Source organism: Caldicellulosiruptor sp. F32 (assembly GCF_000404025.1).
GTDB lineage: Bacteria > Bacillota > Thermoanaerobacteria > Caldicellulosiruptorales > Caldicellulosiruptoraceae > Caldicellulosiruptor > Caldicellulosiruptor saccharolyticus.
On record NZ_APGP01000101.1, the window covers coordinates 42035 to 61383 of the forward strand.

The window sequence follows — 19349 nt, forward strand, 5'->3', positions numbered from 1 at the left end:
TTTCAGCTCAACTCCATATCCAGATTTTTATTAAAGCTTAGCTCTGCTATGATCATACCAATCAAGATTAAACCACATCCTATGTAAGAAATCAAAGGCAAAATTTCAGTTGTGTGAGTAACTGTAGAAGGAATTAATGCAGAAAATATCGCACCAAACACAGGTTCGGCAGAGAATATCAAAGCCGTGTGAGTTGGTGTTGTGTATTTTTGAACAAAAACCTGTGCTGTAAAAGCAAGAGCCGTTCCAAAAATGCCTGTGATTAAGATTGTAAGTAGTGAATTTAATGTAAGCTTGATACTAAAAGGATTTACTCCAAAGACCAAAGAAAATATAATATACAAAACAGCAGCGCTCATGAGCTGAAATATTGCAATGTTGATTGTACTCACATTTTCTTTTGATGTAAAGATGTCAATGAATATAATCTGAAAAACAAATCCAAAGTCTGCAAGCAAGGTAAGAAAATCTCCAAAGTTAAAATGTGAGATTTTAGCTCCATTTAAAAGGAAGAGCCCTACAAAAGCAAAAATTACACCAACTATGACATTTACTCTGGGAACCTTTCTTTCAATTATACCTGCAAAAATAGGCACTAAAACTACTGTCAAACCTGTTATAAACGCTGATTTTGATGCGTACGTGTATTTTAATCCCACAACCTGCAGAGCCATTCCTAAGAAAAGAAAAAAACCAATTATGCCTCCATAAACTATTTCTTTTGGTTTTAATTTTTTAAGATTTCTCCAGAATATTGCTGTGACAACAAGCCATGCTAACAAAAACCTTATTGCCAAAAATGTCAAAGGATGAAGCTGGGAGATTGTATTCTTCATAAGCACAAATGAACTTCCCCACACCATTGTGACAAAAAGAAGTATTCCATCCGCTAAAATCCTTTTTCTTGTGCCCAACTTAATACTTCTTCCTTTCATTTATAATTTTATACATAAACTTGAAGGGCTGCCAATATTGCCTTCAGACAGCCCTTTAAAAATCCAGCCAAGCAGCTTATTTTCTTTAAACTGTTCACAATATCTTTTGCAAAAACTGTCTTGTTCTCTCTTCTTTCGGGTTTGTAAAAATCTCATCCGGTAGCCCCTCTTCGATTATCTTCCCTTTGTCCATAAACACAACCCTGTCAGCAACCTCTCTTGCAAACCCCATCTCGTGAGTTACAACAAGCATTGTCATTCCTTCATTTGCAAGCTCTTTCATAACGTTCAAAACTTCGCCGACAAGTTCTGGGTCAAGCGCAGATGTTGGCTCATCAAACAGCATCACTTTGGGTTTCATAGCCAAAGCTCTGGCAATTGCAACTCTTTGCTGCTGCCCACCAGAAAGCTGAGCAGGGTATGAATTTGCCTTATCTTTTAATCCCACCTTATCAAGAAGCTCAAGTCCAATCTCCATTGCTTCTTCCTTTTTCATTTTATTGACAACAATCGGACCAATTATGACATTTTCAAGTGCTGTCATGTGAGGGAAAAGGTTAAATCGCTGAAACACCATCCCTATCTGAGAACAAAACTTTACTATCTCCTTTGGACTGTGCTTTTTGTGTTTTTCATGAAGTCCTTTATCCTCAATTACAAACCCGTCAATCTCAATGTACCCTGAGTTAATCCTCTCTAAGTGATTAAGACACCTCAAAAATGTGCTCTTGCCTGAACCAGAAGGTCCTATAATTACTACAACCTCTCCTCTATCAACCTCTAACGAGACCTTGTCCAATATGAGGTTATGTCCAAAGTACTTGACAATGTTTTTTGCTATAATCATTTTCCTGTTTGTCATTTCATTGTCCTTCATATCTCCCCAGCCTCTTTTCAAGCCAATTAAATATTGTGGAAAAAACTGTGGTGAGTGCTAAGTAGATAATAAGCGCAGCAATATAAATCTCTGCATCCCTTCCTGTTTGAGATGCTTTCAGTTGTGCTGCACGCATTAGTTCAACCATTCCTATTGTAGACACAAGGGATGAGTCTTTCAAAAGCGCGATAAATTCATTGCCAATAGGTGGTATAAGTCTTTTGTATGTCTGCGGAACAATTATATACCTCATTGTCTGAAGGTATGTCATACCCAAAGCTTTTGCAGCTTCATACTGGCCTTTGTCAATAGACAAAATAGCAGCTCTTATTATCTCTGCTGTGTATGCCCCAGAGTTAATAATAAGAGCAATTGCTCCTGCCAAAAATGCTGGCAGGGTAAGTGCAGGAATAATTTTGGGAAGACCATAGTAAATGAAGAATATCTGCAAAAGTAGCGGAGTGCCTCTAAATAGCCAAACATAAAAGCTGCCTATCAGATTTAAAATTTTCAGCTTCGAAATTCTAAACAGCGCTGCAATCAGTCCAAAAACAAGCCCAATTGTTACTGCAATTGCAGTAAGCTCGATTGTAACAACGCTTGCTTTCAAAAGCACAGGGAAGTATTTTATTATGACATTTTCAGCCAACTTCTGCCACCTCTATTTACTTGGTAATATCTTCGCCAAACCATTTCTTTGATATCTTTGCGATAGTTCCATCTTCCTTTAGCTGGTTCAAAATCTTTTGAATCTCTTCATAAAGGTCTTTATCCTCTTTTCTGAGTGCAATACCAACAGGCTCCTTTTCAAGCTCAGCTGGTGCTATATCAAACTTTTCAGGATTTTGCTTTTTATAATAGTAAGCAACAACACTATCAATGACAACAGCCTTTATTCTACCAATGTCCAAATCATTAAAAGCATCAGTAATCCTCTCATACCTTGTTACATCTTTTTCATAGTTTATAAACTTCATCTTTTGAACAGCATTATCACCTGTGGTGTTTGCCTGAACACCTATCTTTATACCTTTCAAATCTTCAAAACTCTTAATAGAGGTATCGCCTTTTTTAACAGCAATAACCTGACGAATATAAAGGTATGGACCAGCTAAGTTAAATGCCTTCTTTCTTTCATCTGTAATACTAAAGCATGAAATTATAGCATCAAATTTCTTGGATTTGAGAGCAGTTTGAATCCCACTCCAGTCAACTGCAACAATTTTAAGTTTGGCACCAAGCCTTTTTGCTATTTCATTTGCAAGGTCAACATCAAACCCAACTGTGTTGTTGTTATCATCTGTAAACTCCATGGGCGGGAACGTATTGTCCATTCCAACTACAAACTCTTTATTTTGTTTTATTTTTTGCAGTGTGGAAATGTTTTGGTTTTTATTACCACAACCACTCAAAAATGTAGCTATAAATAGAACAAGTAGACAAACAGCAATTAGTTTTTTATACACCGCCTTCATACTCCTTTCGTTGGTCAGATTTATAAACATACGTTATAATTATACACCCATTTTTGTTTTTATCAATACCTTATTTCTGGCTCTCATTGTACCTATCTTAATACAGCTTTGCTCAAAATGTATGCAATCCACTCACGTGTTGCAAAGCTATTCAATTTTAAAACATTTATCTCTTTTTCACTCAAAAGATTATTGTCAATAAAGGCATTTATATAATCATTTGCCCACGACTTATAATCTTTCTTTGAAACAGCCTCTAATTTTAAATATCTTGCAATAATAGCAATTGCCTGCTCATAAGTAATGCCTTCTTGTGGCTTAAAGTACAAAACCCCATTTTTGCCTTTCACACCTGTTAATATCCCCATTTTAGCCAAAGTTTCAATCTCATTTTTCGCCCAGCAATCTTTTATATCTGCAAAAGAATATCTTGTTACACTTTGATTTGTCTTTATATCAAAAACATTTACAAAAAGCTTTGCAAACTCTTGACGTGTTACGCCTTTTTTGGGCCTGAAAGTACCATCTTTATATCCATCAATCTTTCCAATACTTGCAAGGTATAAGATGTAATCTTTATATGGAGAATCTTTAATATCGCTAAACAAAGGAGAGCCATCTGAGTTTATTAATATCACTCTTATGGGCATCAGAAACATGCTTTGTGGTATAAGCACTGTATTTGTGTCAGAACTTAAATTTTTCTTATCTGAAAAATATATACTAACCTGATTGTCAGAATCCCTGGTAAATCCTTTTACATAGTAAGTTTTGTTACTCTTCGAATAAAGCGTCACCTTCATATAATTTGTGCCGTTGTAATAATATTCTACTTTGCACCACACATCAGCTGCAAAAACTTTAATTGCACTAAATATCAATAAAACAGTTACGCACAAACTAAATATACTTTTTCTCAATTTTTAAACTGCCCCCTTACTTTCCAGTAATTCTTGAAACAATGTGATAAAACACTGCCAAAACATACTCTCTTGTTGCAGTCTCTTTTGGATTGAACGTCACATAGTCAAAAAGCCATCCCATTTTATAAGCTTTCTTAATTGAATCAATATATGCATCGTCAACCCCTATCTTATTCCACGTTACATCTTCAGTAGCAATCTTATCACCTGTGTAAATCTCATAAAATTTAACAAGCATATCAACTGCAGCTTCTTTTGTAAGATAAGAATTATCATCAATGCTGCTAATAAGACCTGCTTTATATGCCTTTTCCACATATTCACTTATAACCTCAAATCTGTAAAGTCTTTTCTTCTCTGCAAAGTAAACCAAAAATGAAGCCAGTTCTAACTTTCCAACAGGATTTTTTATGCCTATGGAACTACTTTGGTCATCGCTTGGAATGCTTTGGAATAAATAATAAAGCTTTGATGCATAACTACTTTGTACAATGTCATTGTAAAATCCTTTTCTTGTAATCACAACTGCTTGTGGACAGTTTAAGATGAAAGATACATTTTTGTTATCATTTGAAAGCTTATAAGAACTCGGTAGCTTCCAGTTCATAATAACTGGATCAAATACATAAGGTACGATGGTTGACCAAGGTTCCCTATTTGAAATACTAAAACTTATTGGAGAGTTAAAACTGCTAATACCAATTTGCTGGGTTGATGTCAAAGCCAAAAATTTTATGTCATAAATTTCTGAGATAGCATTTGGAATGTTAAACTTGCTACTGCTCTTTACAAAAGAAAGCTGTACATATATATTACTTGGCGAAAAATTAGAAATGGAAAGCTTTTTTAACTCATCTACATTAAGACTGCTAAAATCAAACTCGGCATTTGCTTCATCCAAGATAACTTGACAACTCTTGTTAAGTCTTATAAGTGCACCCAAAACATCATACCTTATTTTTAATACAAACTGTGAAATAGCATAATTTGCCCTTTTTGTAAAGTCTATTACAACCGGTTTTGAATCTAATGTGTCATTTACGTATTTATAGGTAATTTCAATAATCATTGTCTTGTTAGAAACATCTTCAGTTATCACCGTAGGAGCTGTTGTATCTTCAATCGGTTCAAACACCCCTGTGTATTCACTCACATCCTTTTTTGTAACAAATGAAACAATGTCGGTAGCCTGCGACATTTGCCCGTCTGAGCCAATTGCAAAAAGCCTTGCATAATAACGTGTGTTTGGTTTTAGCTTATCAACCTTATACTCTGTTATGTCTACATCAGTTGTATACTTTTGTGAGTTTGTAAAAGAAATGTTGTCTGCAATCTCAATCATGTACTTTCTTCCTGTTTCTGCAAGCTCCCATACAAAAACAACATAGTCTTTGCCGTAATCTTTTATTCCAAAGGCAATTGGCGTCTTTGGTGGTGGCATTTTTTGGGTCTTACCAAACACAGGACTACTATATTCTGAATAAATTCTCTGGTTGTCTTTTATGATATAAGCTCTTACCCTAAAGTAGTACAATGTATCCGGTTTTAAATCTCTTGCTGTGAAATAACAAATACCTGCTTGATAGTCAATTTCTTTTATAGAAGGCTTGAAACTATCAGATATTGTTTTCCATCCACTACTATTTTTTATATCCTCCGAAATCTGAATTTCAAAATAGACATTTTCCATAAACTGCCATGAAAGTGTTATGGTATTGTATGTAGTTGATACTACACTCAAATCTTCGACAATCGGCGGCTTTGAGGGAAGAGGCACTTCATACTTTGCAAGTGTTGTTGCCATAACTACATTTGAAGGTAGCGAATAATAGTCTTTGTTGTCTATCCTCCTAATTGCTCTTATGAAAAATACATATCTTGTATCAGGATTTAAATTTCCCACCTTAAAAGTTATCTTGCCACCTGAGTCAATTTGAGGATTTGAAAGTACAATTCTTTGAAAATTTGTCAAGTCAAGATTTTCGGGGTGAGTAAGGTCCATACCATCTTGGTAAACTGCAAAGTTTACCTCATATGATATACTCTGGTCAATTACAGGTGGTTGAGTACCTGCAATGTAAATAGGCGTCCAAGAAAGCGTTACACTATCATATGTGCAGTACACCACAGAAAGTGATGTGGGGGTGGTTGGCGGAGCAATATCTCCAGATAGTGTATAGGAGATTGCCATGGCAGGTGTTGATTCTCTGTATATGTAAGTACCAGATTCATAGTCAAAAAATCTTTTCTTTACAACTACTTTTAAGACATACACAGTATTTTTCTCAAGCCCAGTAATGTCAAATTTGTAGTACCCAGTAGGAATGTTGTTGGCATCTTTCTCAATATCAGAATCTTTCATCTGGTAATTGGGAACATATAGAGTAAAGTCTGAGTTTGTATCAATATACTTTTTGTAATAAAAGTCATACACAACCTCTTTATCAGAAGGAATCTTAAACCTTAGGGTTATAGTATCCTGACTTTTTGGAAAAGCTGTCAAATCTTCTACTGCTGGCGGAGCATAAGGTAGTGTATAGGGATGTACATACAAATCATTAGACCTTATTGAGACCTTTCGTCCAAATGCATCAATCACATCAACTTGAATTCTGAAAAATACATCCTCGGTTATACTTACCATTGCAAAAAACTCATTTGTTGAAACCATACCAAGCAAGGTTGGTACTTGGTCTTTGCTACCTTTATATATCTCATAATCATTTCCTACAGCAATACTAACCTTTGCCCATTTGAGCCACACTACATTGTCAGCAATTCTTTGGGCCTCTGCCTGAATGTAGGTTGCAGCCTCGCCAATTATCTTTGGATTTGGCGGAGTGTATGTCTGAGGGTCTCGCCAAATTACCTCAGAGGGTAGATTCCTGGGTAAAATCTTTACATAGTATAAACTGCTCGGCGCAAGATTTGTTGCTGTATATTTTAATTTCCTGTTTGGCAGAATCTCAACTCTTCCGCCTGGTTTTTGGCTCTGCAAAAGTGTAATTCTATCCCCGTCAATTTGGTATTTAGTTGGTGTAGTAAAGCTTATATCTTTTGACACATATATATCATAGTCAATCCTTTTTCCTGCATAATACACATCATCCCAAACAATGTCAATCGAAGTTTCTGAAGCTGTAGTAGCTTCAACAAATATTGGAGTTAAAAAAACTATGGTATTAGAATAAGATGAGTAATATACAACATTTCCTGTCTGCTGTTGCAAAACTTTTACTGCTCTTACCTTTGCATAGAAGATTGTACCACTTGGTATCTTTTGCCCATCGGGAAGTCCTTGAACTTTATAAACATAATTTTGTTCATTTGTTACAGTTAAATTTGGGTCTACATTTTTGTAGATTGTATATACATAGCTGAACTTGTTAGGGTCATCCCCCAAGTATAGCTCGAAATAGTCAAAATCAGAATAAGAATATTGCCATGAAAAATATATTGTAATTGTACCGTCTTGCCCAACCTCTATTCTTGGCAGATTATTTTGCATTGCAATAGAAAGTTGCTGGGGTGCAGGAAGCACAATTGTAGTTTGCGATAAAACTGTTAATGGTATTAGACTAAAAACAAAAGAAATCAACAAAAATATGCAAATTAGTCTTTTAGCAAAAAGTCTCATTTGGAATCACCCATTCTTTAGAAATTTAGAAGTCTTTCTAAGTTGACAACGTAGTGAACAAACTCATCAACATTTATACTATCAGTTGGGTTTAAATCCATGTCTACAACTCCAATTGACATCATAGAAAGTATATACTTTTTATATCTTCCATCAGGATTAAAATTAGTAGACTTGGTAATCAGAATATTATCCACCGATGTATTCTTTTTTGTCTCATAAACCTTAGCCAGAAGATAAATTGCTTCTTGCCTTGTAAGATAACCATTTTTGATGTTTTCTACTGCCGAGGCAAATACTGTATTCAAAACTGCCTCAGCATATTCCTGAGTCAAGACTTTAGAAAAGCTGGAGTACAAATCGTTGAGATTGTATTTTTGAGCAAGATAAACTATGTCGTCTTTGTATTTGCTACTTGTGTAACTTGAAGAAGCTGAAGTTTTTAAAATACCATATATTCCTGTTTTAGTAGTATTAAACATAACTTTGTTTGCCATCTTATCAATGCTAAAGCTACTTACAAAACTGCTATCCGAAAAGTTGTAGACAACTCTTGTTTCATTTGGCAACACAATTGGCGTATTGTAGAACATAGTAACATCTATGGGCTTTGGAAGGTTTGAAATAGGTATATCATCATTGTAGTAATATTTGGCAGAGAATTTGAAATTTACGACATCCGAATCTGCACTGTACATTGAAGGAATACTTTGCCATGAAGCCAATGCCACCTCAGCAAAAAGCAAGATATTTCCTTTATCAATGTTATATCTTTTAGAAAGCATCTCAACTTCAGGAACATTCAGAGCACCTGCTGGTACTTTTATTGTTATATTCCTGTACTTTATCACAAGAGTTTTTTGCATCTTTTCAAGCTTGTCAGCCACTCTGTATGAAAATTGGACCTGTCCTTTTGCATTACTATACAGTGCCTTTGTCAAGTCAATAATAAATTCACTGCTATTTGATCTTTCTATCTCATCTAAAGCATTTTGGTCAATTATATAGAGAAAATATCTATCAGAGCTATTTTCTAAAACTACTGTAGTCTGTTTTTGGCTTTGAATTTCTCTTATTCTGTTCTCCTCTTGTTCTTTAATTTTTTTCTGATCTTGGTCAAAGTCACTTTGATTAAATAGTGTTCTTCCCAAAATTTCAGCAAACAAAGAAACCTTGCCTGTAGGGATATGAATACTTCTTACTCTGATGTAATAAAGAGTATTTGACTTAAGATTTCCGATATAGTATTTAAAAAGAGCTGTTCTTGAGTCAATTATGGAAGAAGGAGTTATATTGCCAGAGTACACTAAAGTAAAACCAGTATCGCTCTCTGTTTTTACAAAAATCTGATAACCATAAGCTTGACTTCCCTGCCACTGGACTGTTAAACCATGACCACTTGAGTCTCTTGATAAAATGATTAAATTTTCAGGCTTTTCTATAGGCGATGTTGTAATGGCTATGCTTCCCCAGTAAGACTCTAAGCCATTTTCTATTGCCTTGATTGAGAAATAATAAAGCGTATTTGGAGCAAGGTTATTAAAAACACAAGGTGATGTAACATATTTATACACCTTTGCACCAACCGGAGCATTAGGATAATTCGGGTCATATACCACCTTTTCTAACACAAAACCCCCTGATTGGCTCTGCGAATAAATTTCAACTCTTTGTTTTAAAGTATTCGTAAAATACCTAATTGTATCATCCAAGCTCAAACTATTGTCCTCTAAAGGTCTAAACGTCTGAAGAATTACATAAGACTGATTTTGTTTTGTATCCCACCTCAGCTTTACAGAAACCTGGGTCAAAGCTTCATCTTCTGGTGCTATCATAAAGTTTTTGGGAATCTCTGGTCTTGAAATGGTTGGAGGCACCGGTTGAGGTTTTGTTGTAACTACATAAGCCTTGCTAAAATCTGAAAAATAATTTTTATCAAGAAGCAAAACTCTTACTTTAAATCTGATGTAGTAAATGGTATTTGGTTTTAAATTGTTTATCTCAATTCGATTTTGGCTCTTGAGGTCATCACTTGAAAGCTCAAAGTGTACAACCACTTTGTTTTCATCCCAAATAGACTCACAAACATATACTTGATAATACACAGACTCTTGAACATTTTGATAATTTGTAAATACTACACTGTTTTTTACATATTCATATACCTTGTCATGTACTTCTTTTAATAGATTATCTTGATACGTATAGATTACAATTTTGTCGGTATCTGAGTCTATCTTTGTTACAAATTTGTCGTCAATTGGAGGAACTAATAAGGTTGGTATTGTTTCTGTTGTACCCACAAACACAAGGGAAAAATCAGATTTCTTTGGATTGTCTGGGTCAGCAATATTTATTATTCTTATCTTGAAATAGTAAACTGTGTTGGGATTTAGATTTTTGATAATGTAGCTATATTTTGTTCCATCTTTTATAAAATCACTTGAAACAAATCCATCTATATTAGGATTATAGCTCTCGGATGGATATACAAGCTTGTACACAGTGGGATTATTATTAGCATCTAATACATCATCGTACTGAGTTGAATACCAAATCTGATACCTGTAATACACATCATCTGAAACAGGTTTGTCGAATGAAACCTTAATTTCGGTTTGTGATAGTTTCTCAGCTTGACAATTCCTGGGTGTTGGTGGAATGTCAGTGAGCTCAGTAACTGAAACCTTTATCAAAGCAGACGGAATTCTTGTTCCATCTGCAAAGACTGCCTCAACTCGTATGTAATAGTACTTTGTTGTCATAGAAAGACCTGGTATATAAGCCTCATTTTGATAATACGAAGTTGTTGCAAAGATATTCTGAGGAGGAAGGTTATCTCTTGGAAGTTCATTTGCACTTGTCGCATAATAAGCCTGATACTTTATCTCATCTTGCTTATAATTGCCGGGATCAACACCACGCCACTGCACTCTTACCAAAGCCAAAATCTTTCCGTCCTTTTCAATCTCGCCTATCTTTGCAGCACTTACTTGCATCAAAGTAGGACTAGATATATTGCTAAGTGGCTTGTATATAACAGCTGTGTTGTCTAATTTGGGATTCATAGTAATGTAGTACATTGTACCAGGATAAAGCTCTGGTGTGTCAATTCCATCGTATTTATCATATACAGTTAAGCTCACTATTCCTCTATCTTCTGAAGCAAATTGCTCCTGCCCATCTTTTACAAGCCTTATCGGAATAGTAGTATTTACATCCCCTTGATATTTATATACTTCATTCGTAGTACTATCAACAAAATACTGATTAGCATCTGAGGCTGTTTGGCTTTTTCCAACAAAGATATTATAGCCTCTAAATCCTACATCATCTTGAAAATCGGGCGAAATGTCTATTTTGTTAAAATATATAATAAGCTTTGGGTGTTCTCCGCCTGACCCAAGCGGAATATCCTCCTCTTTTACAGGGTCTGGCTCTGGTTGGGCAGAGAGTTTAAACTCTGTAATAACATAAATTGATTGGGAAGTTATAACCTTGTCATTTTGATCTTTTGCAGACACCGTTATCTTATAGAGGGTTGCTGGGGCAAGTCCAGTTATATCACAATATGTATTGGTAGTTACAGTTGAAAAATCTATTCGGCTGGTTGAATAAGCAGCTTCAACTGTATAATAAGTTGCTTCTTCAACCGCACTCCATTTGATTGAAATTGAATTTTTTGTTATTTTATAAACGCCATTGCTATCACGTACAACTGTCAAGCTTAATGAAGAACTCAAGGTCTGGGAATAACCTTGTAAATTAAAATTAGGTGTCAAAATTCCCACAATACACAAAATAGCAATCAGTTTTTTCATTATGTTGTACATTAATAATCCCACCTTGCAAATAAATCTTCAATAACTTTCTTTCATAACTTATTAATCGGCTTTTAAAACCCTTCTGTAAAGTTTCTGCACGTACATGTCACTTCCTTTAAACTCTTCTGGCGTTTCTTTCTTGTAACCGAAATAGTATAAAAGTGCATCCTTTATTCTCCTTGACGCAAATCCATCACCATAAGGATTTACTGCATGAGCCATTTTAGAGTACTCTTCTTTGTCAGTCAGAAGCTTTTCCACTATTTCAATTATCCTCTCTTTATCTGTACCAGCAACCTTTACTGTGTTTGCTAAAACTGCTTCCGGCCTTTCTGTTGTATCTCTCAAAACAACAACAGGTTTTCCCAATGAAGGCGCCTCTTCCTGAAGACCACCAGAGTCTGTCAAGACCAAGTAGCTTCTTGCCATGAGATTGTGCATATCATCAACATCAATGGGACCTGTCAAGATGATTCTTGGATGACCTTTCAAAACTCTTTCTGCAACATCTTTCACATTAGGGTTCAGATGCACAGGATATACAAAAAGAATGTCATCAAAAGAGTCTGTTAAGTGCAAGACTGCTTCAAATATGTTCTCAAGCGGTTTCCCAAAATTCTCACGCCTGTGAGCAGTAAGAGTGATTATTCTTTTTGTATAATCAATCTCATTTAGAATTGGCTCTCTAAACTTATAGTTTTGCTTTACGGTATATTTCAAAGTATCAATAACTGTATTTCCTGTTACAAAAATATCCTTTTCCTCAACACCTTCGTTTAGCAAATTTAGCTTAGCTCTTCTTGTTGGGGCAAAGTGAATATCGCAAAGCACTGCTGTGAGCTTTCTGTTCATTTCCTCTGGAAAAGGTGAAAATTTATTATAAGTTCTAAGCCCTGCTTCAACATGTCCAACCTTTGTTTTAAAATAAAATGAGGATAAAGCTGATGCAAAGGTTGTAGTTGTGTCACCATGCACCAAAACAATGTCTGGCTTTTCTTTTTTTAAAACCTCTTCAAACTTTATTATTACATCAGCTGTTAGAGAATAAAGGCTTTGATTTTGTTTCATAATGTTCAAATCATAATCCGGGTTTATTTTAAATATATCCAAAACCTGATCAAGCATCTGCCTATGCTGGGCTGTGACACAAACCCGAACCTCAAAGTGTGAATCACTTTGAAGCTCTTTTATCAAAGGTGCCATCTTGATTGCCTCTGGTCTTGTGCCGAACACTATTAAGGTTTTTACCATAGTTTAGCAGCCATCCTTTCTTTCGTATTTATATTCCTTCCAAATCAAAATCAGGAGTGTATTTGTCTGTTGCAGAATCTAAGTCCTGAATATATCCATAGTCAAGGCCATTTTCTAACACAAAGTTTACAACCTTTTGATACTCCCTTTTTGTAAGCCTTCTTGAAATCTCCTTGTACTCACCTGCCCTGTACATTGGATAGTACTGGCTCATAAGGCTCAAAAGAACCTTCCCTTTTAGATTATCCTTTATCCAGCTTAGCACCTTTATTGAGTCGTTTGTGTGCATTGGCAAAACCAAGTGACGAATTATCACACCTTTTTTCATTATACCATTTTCAATCTTCACATCTCCAACAATCTCATACATTTTTAGGATTGACTTTGTAGCATATTCAAAATACAAAGGTGCGTTTGAGTATTTTTTGGCTGTTTCATCATCAAAATATTTGAGGTCTGGCAAAAATATATCTACATATCCTCTCAAAAGTTCTATTGTCTCTGGTTTTTCATAGGCTGATGTATTGTAAACAACTGGAATAGAAAGCCCTTTTCTTTTTGCAATTTCAAGCGCCTCAATTATATATGGAACATAGATTGTGGGGGTTACAAGATTTATATTGTGAGCACCTTTTGCCTGCAGACTCAAAAATATCATTGCAAGTTTTTCCACATCTATATACACACCAAACCTCTTTTGGCTAATTTCATAGTTTTGGCAAAACACACAACCCATATTACATCCTGAGAAAAATACAGTGCCAGAACCGTTTTTACCAGAGATGCATGGCTCTTCCCAAAAATGCAAAAATGCTTTGGAAACCTTAATCCCACCTGCAATTTTGCAAAATCCAGTCTCACCTTTAAGTCTATTTGCCCTACATTCACGAGGACAAATTGTACAGCTTTCAAGAAGTTGTAAGTAGCGCAAAAATGGTTGTCCCTCCTTTAAAGCTTTTCAATATTTAAAATTCGTGAAATGTAAATCTGTATATCAGCAGGATTGAACATTCTTTCAATCCTGTCATTTTCAAATATGAACTTTGAAACAGCTTTTGCACCACAGGCATAGATATTGTGCTTTTCTTGCATTATCATTACATTGTAAAGACCTTCAAAACCTTTCTTTGAATACCCTACGTTTTCAAAGTTCCCTATCATATTCTTTTGTCTATACATATAGTATGGAATATATCCCCTTTCTTTCAAAATTGCTCTTGCCCAATCAAGAAGGCTGTTTACTGTATGTTCGTCCATGAACCGATAGTTCTGCCACTTAAACCTCAGTAAACTTGCCCTTTTTATTGAGAGTGTATGAACTGTAATAGAAGCAGGCCCTAAGTTTAATACATCGTAAATTGTCTTTTTGAAGTCTTCCTCTATTTCGTTTGGAAGACCTAAAATCACATCACTGTTTATATTTTCAAAGCCGTATTCTTTTGCAAGTTCAAATGCCTTTTTAATGTCATCAAATGTATGATTTCGGCCGATTATCTTTAATGTTTGGTCATTTGATGTCTGTGGGTTAATGCAAAGCCTTATGTTAAAGTCCTTTTTATAAAGAGCCAAAAGTTCCAAAAGCTCGCGATTAATAGTATCTGGTCTTCCTGCCTCAAATGTGGTCTCACGAATATCTTTTACATCCAAATTGGCAAACAAGCTCTCAAAAATTCTTTTTATATTCTGAACGCCTATGACAGCCGGACTTCCACCGCCAAAATAAATAGCAACAATCTTGTTTTTATTTTCCTCAATTAGCTTATAAGTTTTTTCAAGCTCTGTCAAAAGTGCTTGAGTGTAAAGGCTTAAAAGCGATTCTATTCTTTTGGTCAGTTCATGGCAAGAAAATGAACAATATAAACACTTTGTTGGACAGATAGGTATCCCAATGTACAAACAAGCAGCAGAAGAATCTACTCTATTCAAAATATTGGTTTCATTTTTAGCAACTTCAAGAAGAAAATAGCTTTTTTTCTTTGAAATATAGTATTCCCTTTGCAAATATTCTGAGGCTTCTTTATCTGGAAGATTTGACTCCACAAGCGGATATGCTATTTTAGTGGGTCTTATCCCTGTCAAAATACCCCATGGAAGTTCCTTACCAGTCAAAGTCTTTAAAATGTCATAAAGATTTCGGCCAAATATCCTCTTTGACTCATGGTCATCGTCTGTGAGTATAAAGTTTTTTACTACAATTTCTTTATTTTCCATCTCTGTTTGTATCCTAACATTAAAGCCATCAAAATGTGCCTCAAAATGAATATCTCCACCATTGCCAAACATAAGTTCAGCGCCTGGGTAAAATGCTCTGATTATATGCTGAAAATCGTATAAAAATTTTTGGCTATTTGAACAGTATGTAATCCTCAACTCAAGCTTACCCCTTTTTACAAAAAATCTAAAAAACATAAAATAAAAAACTTATAGCTTGCTTATTTGCTATAAGTTCCTTTATTATTTACCTTAAAAATTTTTCAACTCATCACCTATTGTAGTAGGAATCCCATGACCTGGATAAACTTTTGTGCTCTTTGACAAAGTCAAAAGTTTATTTTTTATAGACTCAAAAATCTGTCGTTCATCTCCAAGTGGAAGGTCGCACCTGCCATAAGAGTCTTTAAAAAGCGTGTCGCCTGAAAAAAGAATATCGCCACCGTACAAAAAGCAGCTTGATCCCGGTGTGTGCCCTGGTGTGTGAATTACCTTAAAATTCAAATCTCCAAACTCAAGTACATCACCATCTTTAAAATACTCATCACAGTTTATTGTTACCTCACAGCCAACAATATATGAGAGATTATACGCAGGATTTAGCAATATTTCTTTTTCATTTTCATGTGCATAAATTGGCAGCTTGAATCTTTGCTTAAGATAATGACAGCCCAAAATATGGTCAAAATGACCATGTGTAAGAAGTATGGCACATGGCACAAGTTTATTCTCCACAATTACATTTTCAATCTTTGTTGCATCATCCCCTGGGTCAATTATCACAACTTCCTTCTCCCCAAAGATATAGCAGTTTGTCAGAATATCTCCAACCTCAATACATTTAAAAAACATTTAAATTCTTTACCCCCTCTACTTTATAAGAAAACAAAAAGATAAATTTAAAAAACTTTTTTGCTGTCAAGAAGAATTGTAACAGGACCGTCATTTACAATCTCAACTTCCATATGTGCCTGAAAAATTCCGCACTCAACCTTCTTTGCCAATCCTTTTAGCCTTTCTACAAAATAGTTATAAAGCCTTTCTGCCTTTTCTTTGTCAGCTGCAAACATAAAGTTTGGCCGTCTTCCTTTTCTTGCGTCACCCATGACTGTAAAGTTTGAGACCACCAAAACTTCTCCATCTATGTCTTTTAATGATAGATTAAATTTAGATGTTTCATCCTCAAATATCCTAAGATTTACAATCTTCTCGCAAAGATAGTTGGCATCTTCTTCTGTATCATCGTTTGCAACCCCAAGCAATATACAAAGTCCTTTGTCAATCTCTCCAACTGCATTTCCATCAACAGCAACAGATGCTCTTTTTACCCTTTGTACAACTGCTCTCAAAACGCTTTAGCCTCCTTTTACACGCTGAACATCAAATACACTGTCAATTTTTCTAAGTTTTCTTATAATCTTTTCAAGCTGCTCGGTTGAGCTTATCTCAACAGTTAAATTGATATTTGCTATTCTGTCGCGCGTTGTTCTTCCCTGAATTGCTTTTACTGAAATCTTGTTCTCACCCAATAGGTTTGTTATATCCATCAAAATACCTGTTCTGTCGTTTGCCAAAACATGAATCTGTGCGTCAAACTTTGCGTCCTTTGTCACATGCCACTCAGCCTCGACTATTCGCTCAGGCTCTTTTAAATACTGCTCAACATTCGGACAGTCACGCCTGTGGATTGAAACGCCTCTCCCCCTTGTTATATACCCTATCACCTCATCACCCGGTACAGGATTGCAGCATTTAGCAAACCTCACAAGTACATTTTCAACACCTTTTACCAAAATACCATTGTTAGAAGAGGCTTTTGCTGGTTTTGGCTTTTCAGTCAAAATTTCCTTATCTGTATCATCTTTGAGATACTTTTTTATCTCTTCTTTGATCCTCAGGGCAATCTTTCCAACTGTAATCCCGCCATAGCCAAGTGCTGCAAGCATGTCTTCAGGTGTTCTGTATCCGTAGCGCTGTGAAACTGCCTGCAAGACATCTTCCTTAAAGGCATATTGCAATGGAAGATTCATTTTCTTGATTTCCTTCTCTAAAATGTCCTTTCCTTTTTGGATATTCTCTTCTTTCCTTTCTTTTTTGAACCAAGCATTGATTTTGCTCTTTGCCTGAGGGCTTTTTACTATCTTGAGCCAGTCCTGGCTTGGCCCGTGTACATTGGGGGATGTAATAATCTCAACAATATCACCATTTTTGAGCTCATAGTCAATTGGAACAAGCTTGCCATTGACTTTAGCTCCTGCCATTTTATTTCCTATCTCGCTGTGGATTGCATATGCAAAGTCAATGGGAGTTGAACCCTGTGGCAGGCTTATAACATCGCCTTTTGGTGTAAACACAAATACCTCATCAGAGAAGAGGTTTATCTTTAAAGACTCCATGAACTCTTTTGCATCTTTTAGCTCTTTTTGCCATTCCAAAAGTTCTCTGAGCCATGCAAACTTCTCATCCTCATCAGTAGACTTTATTCTCCCCTCTTTATATTTCCAGTGCGCAGCAATTCCATATTCTGCTGTTCTGTGCATGTCAAAAGTCCTAATCTGTACCTCAAACGGCTCTCCTTCAGGACCTATCACTGTTGTGTGAAGGGACTGATACATGTTTGGCTTTGGCATTGCAATATAATCTTTAAACCGCCCCGGCATTGGCTTAAACAATGTATGGATTATACCAAGAACTCCATAGCAATCTTTTACAGAATTCACAATAATTCTTATAGCGAATAAGTCGTAAATCTCTTCCAAGGTCTTTCCCTGTTGCTTCATCTTTCTGTAGATACTATAAAAATGTTTTGGTCTTCCATCTATCTGACCAACCTCAATGTTTGCTTCTTTGAGTTTTTCTGAAATAAGATTAATAATCCTCTGGATATACTCCTCTCTTTCAACCCTCTTTTTAGCAATCTTTTCAACAAGGTCATAATAGCCTTCTGGGTCAAGATAGCGAAGAGCCAAGTCCTCAAGCTCCCATTTTATCTTTGAAATTCCAAGCCTGTGCGCAAGCGGTGCATAGATGTCAATTGTCTCTTGTGCTTTTTGACGCTGCTTCTCTGGCGGAAGATATTTCAACGTTCTCATATTATGAAGCCTGTCAGCAAGTTTAATCAAAATCACTCTTATATCCTTTACCATTGCAATAAGCATCTTACGATAGTTCTCCGCCTGCTGCTCAAGCTTGCTTGTAAACTCAAGCTTTCCAAGTTTTGTAACACCATCAACCAAAGATGCAATTTCGCCACCAAACTCTTGTTCGATTTCTTGAGGTGAAGCAGAGGTATCCTCTACCACATTGTGCAATAGTCCTGCAACAATTGAAGCAATGTCAAGCTCAAGGTCAGCTAAAATCAAAGCAACCTCTAAAGGATGTACTATATATGGTTCACCAGAGCTTCTTTCTTGTCCGTCATGATATTTTTTTGCAAATTCATATGCCTTTTTAATTAGATTGACATCTTCCTCTGTTGCGTACTTTTTCACCTTTTCTATTAGCTGTTCAAATTTGTCACTCAAATTCCATTCCACCTCGATGGACCACTTTAATTTTTGGCCCACTTTTTTGGCTTCAATTTTTAAATCAGTGAAGATTCAAACTGAACAACAGACCTCACGTCATATCCTTTTAAATTTTCTCTTCCGTTCAAATAGGTAAGTTCAACAAGGTATGCAATACCGACAACCTTGCCACCAAGCTTTTCAACAAGCTTTATATTAGAAAGTGTTGTACCCCCTGTTGCTAAAAGGTCATCTATTATGACAACCTTTTGCCCTGGCTGTATTGCGTCAATGTGCATCTCAAGTATGTCTTTGCCATATTCAAGTTCATACTCAACAGATACAGTTTTGTATGGAAGTTTTCCTTTTTTTCTGACCAGTACAAGGCCTTTGTTCAATACATATGCAACTGGTGCGCCGAAGATAAAACCTCTTGATTCAGGACCAACAATAAGGTCAAAGTCAAGGTCTTTTACCAAGTTAACTAAGGAGTCAATTGCATACTTGAATGCGTCCTTGTCCTGCAAAACTGTTGTTATATCAATAAAATCTATACCCTCTTTTGGAAAATTCAAAACGTGTCTAAATTTTTCCTTGAGATTCATTCCATATCCTCCTGTTATCAAATTAGTGTTTACGATATTAAGTATATCAAAAAAGATAATAATTTTTGAATACCTACTCTTCAAATCTTTCAAAAAAATAAAAAG

Annotated in this window: 14 protein-coding genes; all 14 read right to left on the minus strand. The window is 35.6% G+C overall.

All coding sequences use genetic code 11. From position 1 onward, the window contains the following. Nucleotides 1-2: 2 nt before the first annotated feature. The 14 genes from H964_RS09240 to H964_RS09305 all read right to left on the minus strand — a co-directional run bounded on the left by H964_RS09240 (nucleotide 3) and on the right by H964_RS09305 (nucleotide 19244). Nucleotides 3-914: a DMT family transporter gene (locus tag H964_RS09240; RefSeq protein WP_156823679.1), complete on the minus strand. Its 912-nt coding sequence runs from the start codon at nucleotides 912-914 to the stop codon at nucleotides 3-5. Between the two features lie 115 nt (nucleotides 915-1029). After that, complete coding sequence (locus H964_RS09245; protein WP_083931508.1) at nucleotides 1030-1812, minus strand: amino acid ABC transporter ATP-binding protein; 783 nt, start codon at nucleotides 1810-1812, stop codon at nucleotides 1030-1032. Further along, complete coding sequence (locus H964_RS09250) at nucleotides 1799-2461, minus strand: amino acid ABC transporter permease (protein ID WP_039766955.1); 663 nt, start codon at nucleotides 2459-2461, stop codon at nucleotides 1799-1801. The genes H964_RS09245 and H964_RS09250 overlap by 14 nt, the downstream gene beginning before the upstream one ends. A gap of 16 nt (nucleotides 2462-2477) precedes the next feature. After that, a complete protein-coding gene (locus H964_RS09255) occupies nucleotides 2478-3278 on the minus strand; it encodes an ABC transporter substrate-binding protein (protein WP_039766957.1) in 801 nt (266 codons plus the stop codon). 101 nt (nucleotides 3279-3379) lie between these two features. Continuing rightward, nucleotides 3380-4207: an S-layer homology domain-containing protein gene (locus H964_RS09260; RefSeq protein ID WP_039766960.1), complete on the minus strand. Its 828-nt coding sequence runs from the start codon at nucleotides 4205-4207 to the stop codon at nucleotides 3380-3382. A gap of 16 nt (nucleotides 4208-4223) precedes the next feature. Beyond that, nucleotides 4224-7847: a fibronectin type III domain-containing protein gene (locus tag H964_RS09265; protein ID WP_039766963.1), complete on the minus strand. Its 3624-nt coding sequence runs from the start codon at nucleotides 7845-7847 to the stop codon at nucleotides 4224-4226. A 17-nt stretch (nucleotides 7848-7864) separates the two neighbouring features. Next, nucleotides 7865-11680, minus strand: a complete 3816-nt coding sequence (locus H964_RS09270) for a fibronectin type III domain-containing protein (RefSeq protein WP_039766965.1) — start codon at nucleotides 11678-11680, stop codon at nucleotides 7865-7867. 51 nt (nucleotides 11681-11731) lie between these two features. Further along, nucleotides 11732-12922: a non-hydrolyzing UDP-N-acetylglucosamine 2-epimerase gene (gene wecB / locus H964_RS09275; protein ID WP_039766967.1), complete on the minus strand. Its 1191-nt coding sequence runs from the start codon at nucleotides 12920-12922 to the stop codon at nucleotides 11732-11734. 28 nt (nucleotides 12923-12950) lie between these two features. Then, nucleotides 12951-13853: a radical SAM protein gene (locus H964_RS09280; RefSeq protein WP_039766969.1), complete on the minus strand. Its 903-nt coding sequence runs from the start codon at nucleotides 13851-13853 to the stop codon at nucleotides 12951-12953. A gap of 17 nt (nucleotides 13854-13870) precedes the next feature. Then, entirely contained in the window at nucleotides 13871-15331 is a 1461-nt protein-coding gene (locus H964_RS09285) for a coproporphyrinogen III oxidase (RefSeq protein ID WP_083931510.1), read from the minus strand. Between the two features lie 54 nt (nucleotides 15332-15385). Next, the gene (locus tag H964_RS09290) at nucleotides 15386-15985 is read right to left on the minus strand and encodes an MBL fold metallo-hydrolase (protein ID WP_039766973.1); all 600 of its coding nucleotides are present in this window, start codon (nucleotides 15983-15985) and stop codon (nucleotides 15386-15388) included. A gap of 47 nt (nucleotides 15986-16032) precedes the next feature. After that, entirely contained in the window at nucleotides 16033-16482 is a 450-nt protein-coding gene (dtd, locus tag H964_RS09295; RefSeq protein ID WP_011916562.1) for a D-aminoacyl-tRNA deacylase, read from the minus strand. 6 nt (nucleotides 16483-16488) lie between these two features. Then, nucleotides 16489-18669, minus strand: a complete 2181-nt coding sequence (locus tag H964_RS09300) for a RelA/SpoT family protein (RefSeq protein WP_193353824.1) — start codon at nucleotides 18667-18669, stop codon at nucleotides 16489-16491. Nucleotides 18670-18716: 47 nt separating this feature from the next. After that, on the minus strand, nucleotides 18717-19244 hold the full coding sequence (locus H964_RS09305) for an adenine phosphoribosyltransferase (protein ID WP_011916560.1): 528 nt from the start codon (nucleotides 19242-19244) through the stop codon (nucleotides 18717-18719). Between the last annotated feature and the right edge of the window lie 105 nt (nucleotides 19245-19349).

Excerpts from the sequence above, each read along its gene's own strand:
- H964_RS09245 (WP_083931508.1), bottom strand. The coding sequence starts at position 1,812 with ATGAAGGACAATGAAATGACAAACAGGAAAATGATTATAGCAAAAAAC.
- H964_RS09265 (WP_039766963.1), bottom strand. The coding sequence starts at position 7,847 with ATGAGACTTTTTGCTAAAAGACTAATTTGCATATTTTTGTTGATTTCT.
- H964_RS09270 (WP_039766965.1), bottom strand. The coding sequence starts at position 11,680 with ATGTACAACATAATGAAAAAACTGATTGCTATTTTGTGTATTGTGGGA.
- wecB (WP_039766967.1), bottom strand. The coding sequence starts at position 12,922 with ATGGTAAAAACCTTAATAGTGTTCGGCACAAGACCAGAGGCAATCAAG.
- H964_RS09285 (WP_083931510.1), bottom strand. The coding sequence starts at position 15,331 with ATGTTTTTTAGATTTTTTGTAAAAAGGGGTAAGCTTGAGTTGAGGATT.
- H964_RS09290 (WP_039766973.1), bottom strand. The coding sequence starts at position 15,985 with ATGTTTTTTAAATGTATTGAGGTTGGAGATATTCTGACAAACTGCTAT.
- H964_RS09305 (WP_011916560.1), bottom strand. The coding sequence starts at position 19,244 with ATGAATCTCAAGGAAAAATTTAGACACGTTTTGAATTTTCCAAAAGAG.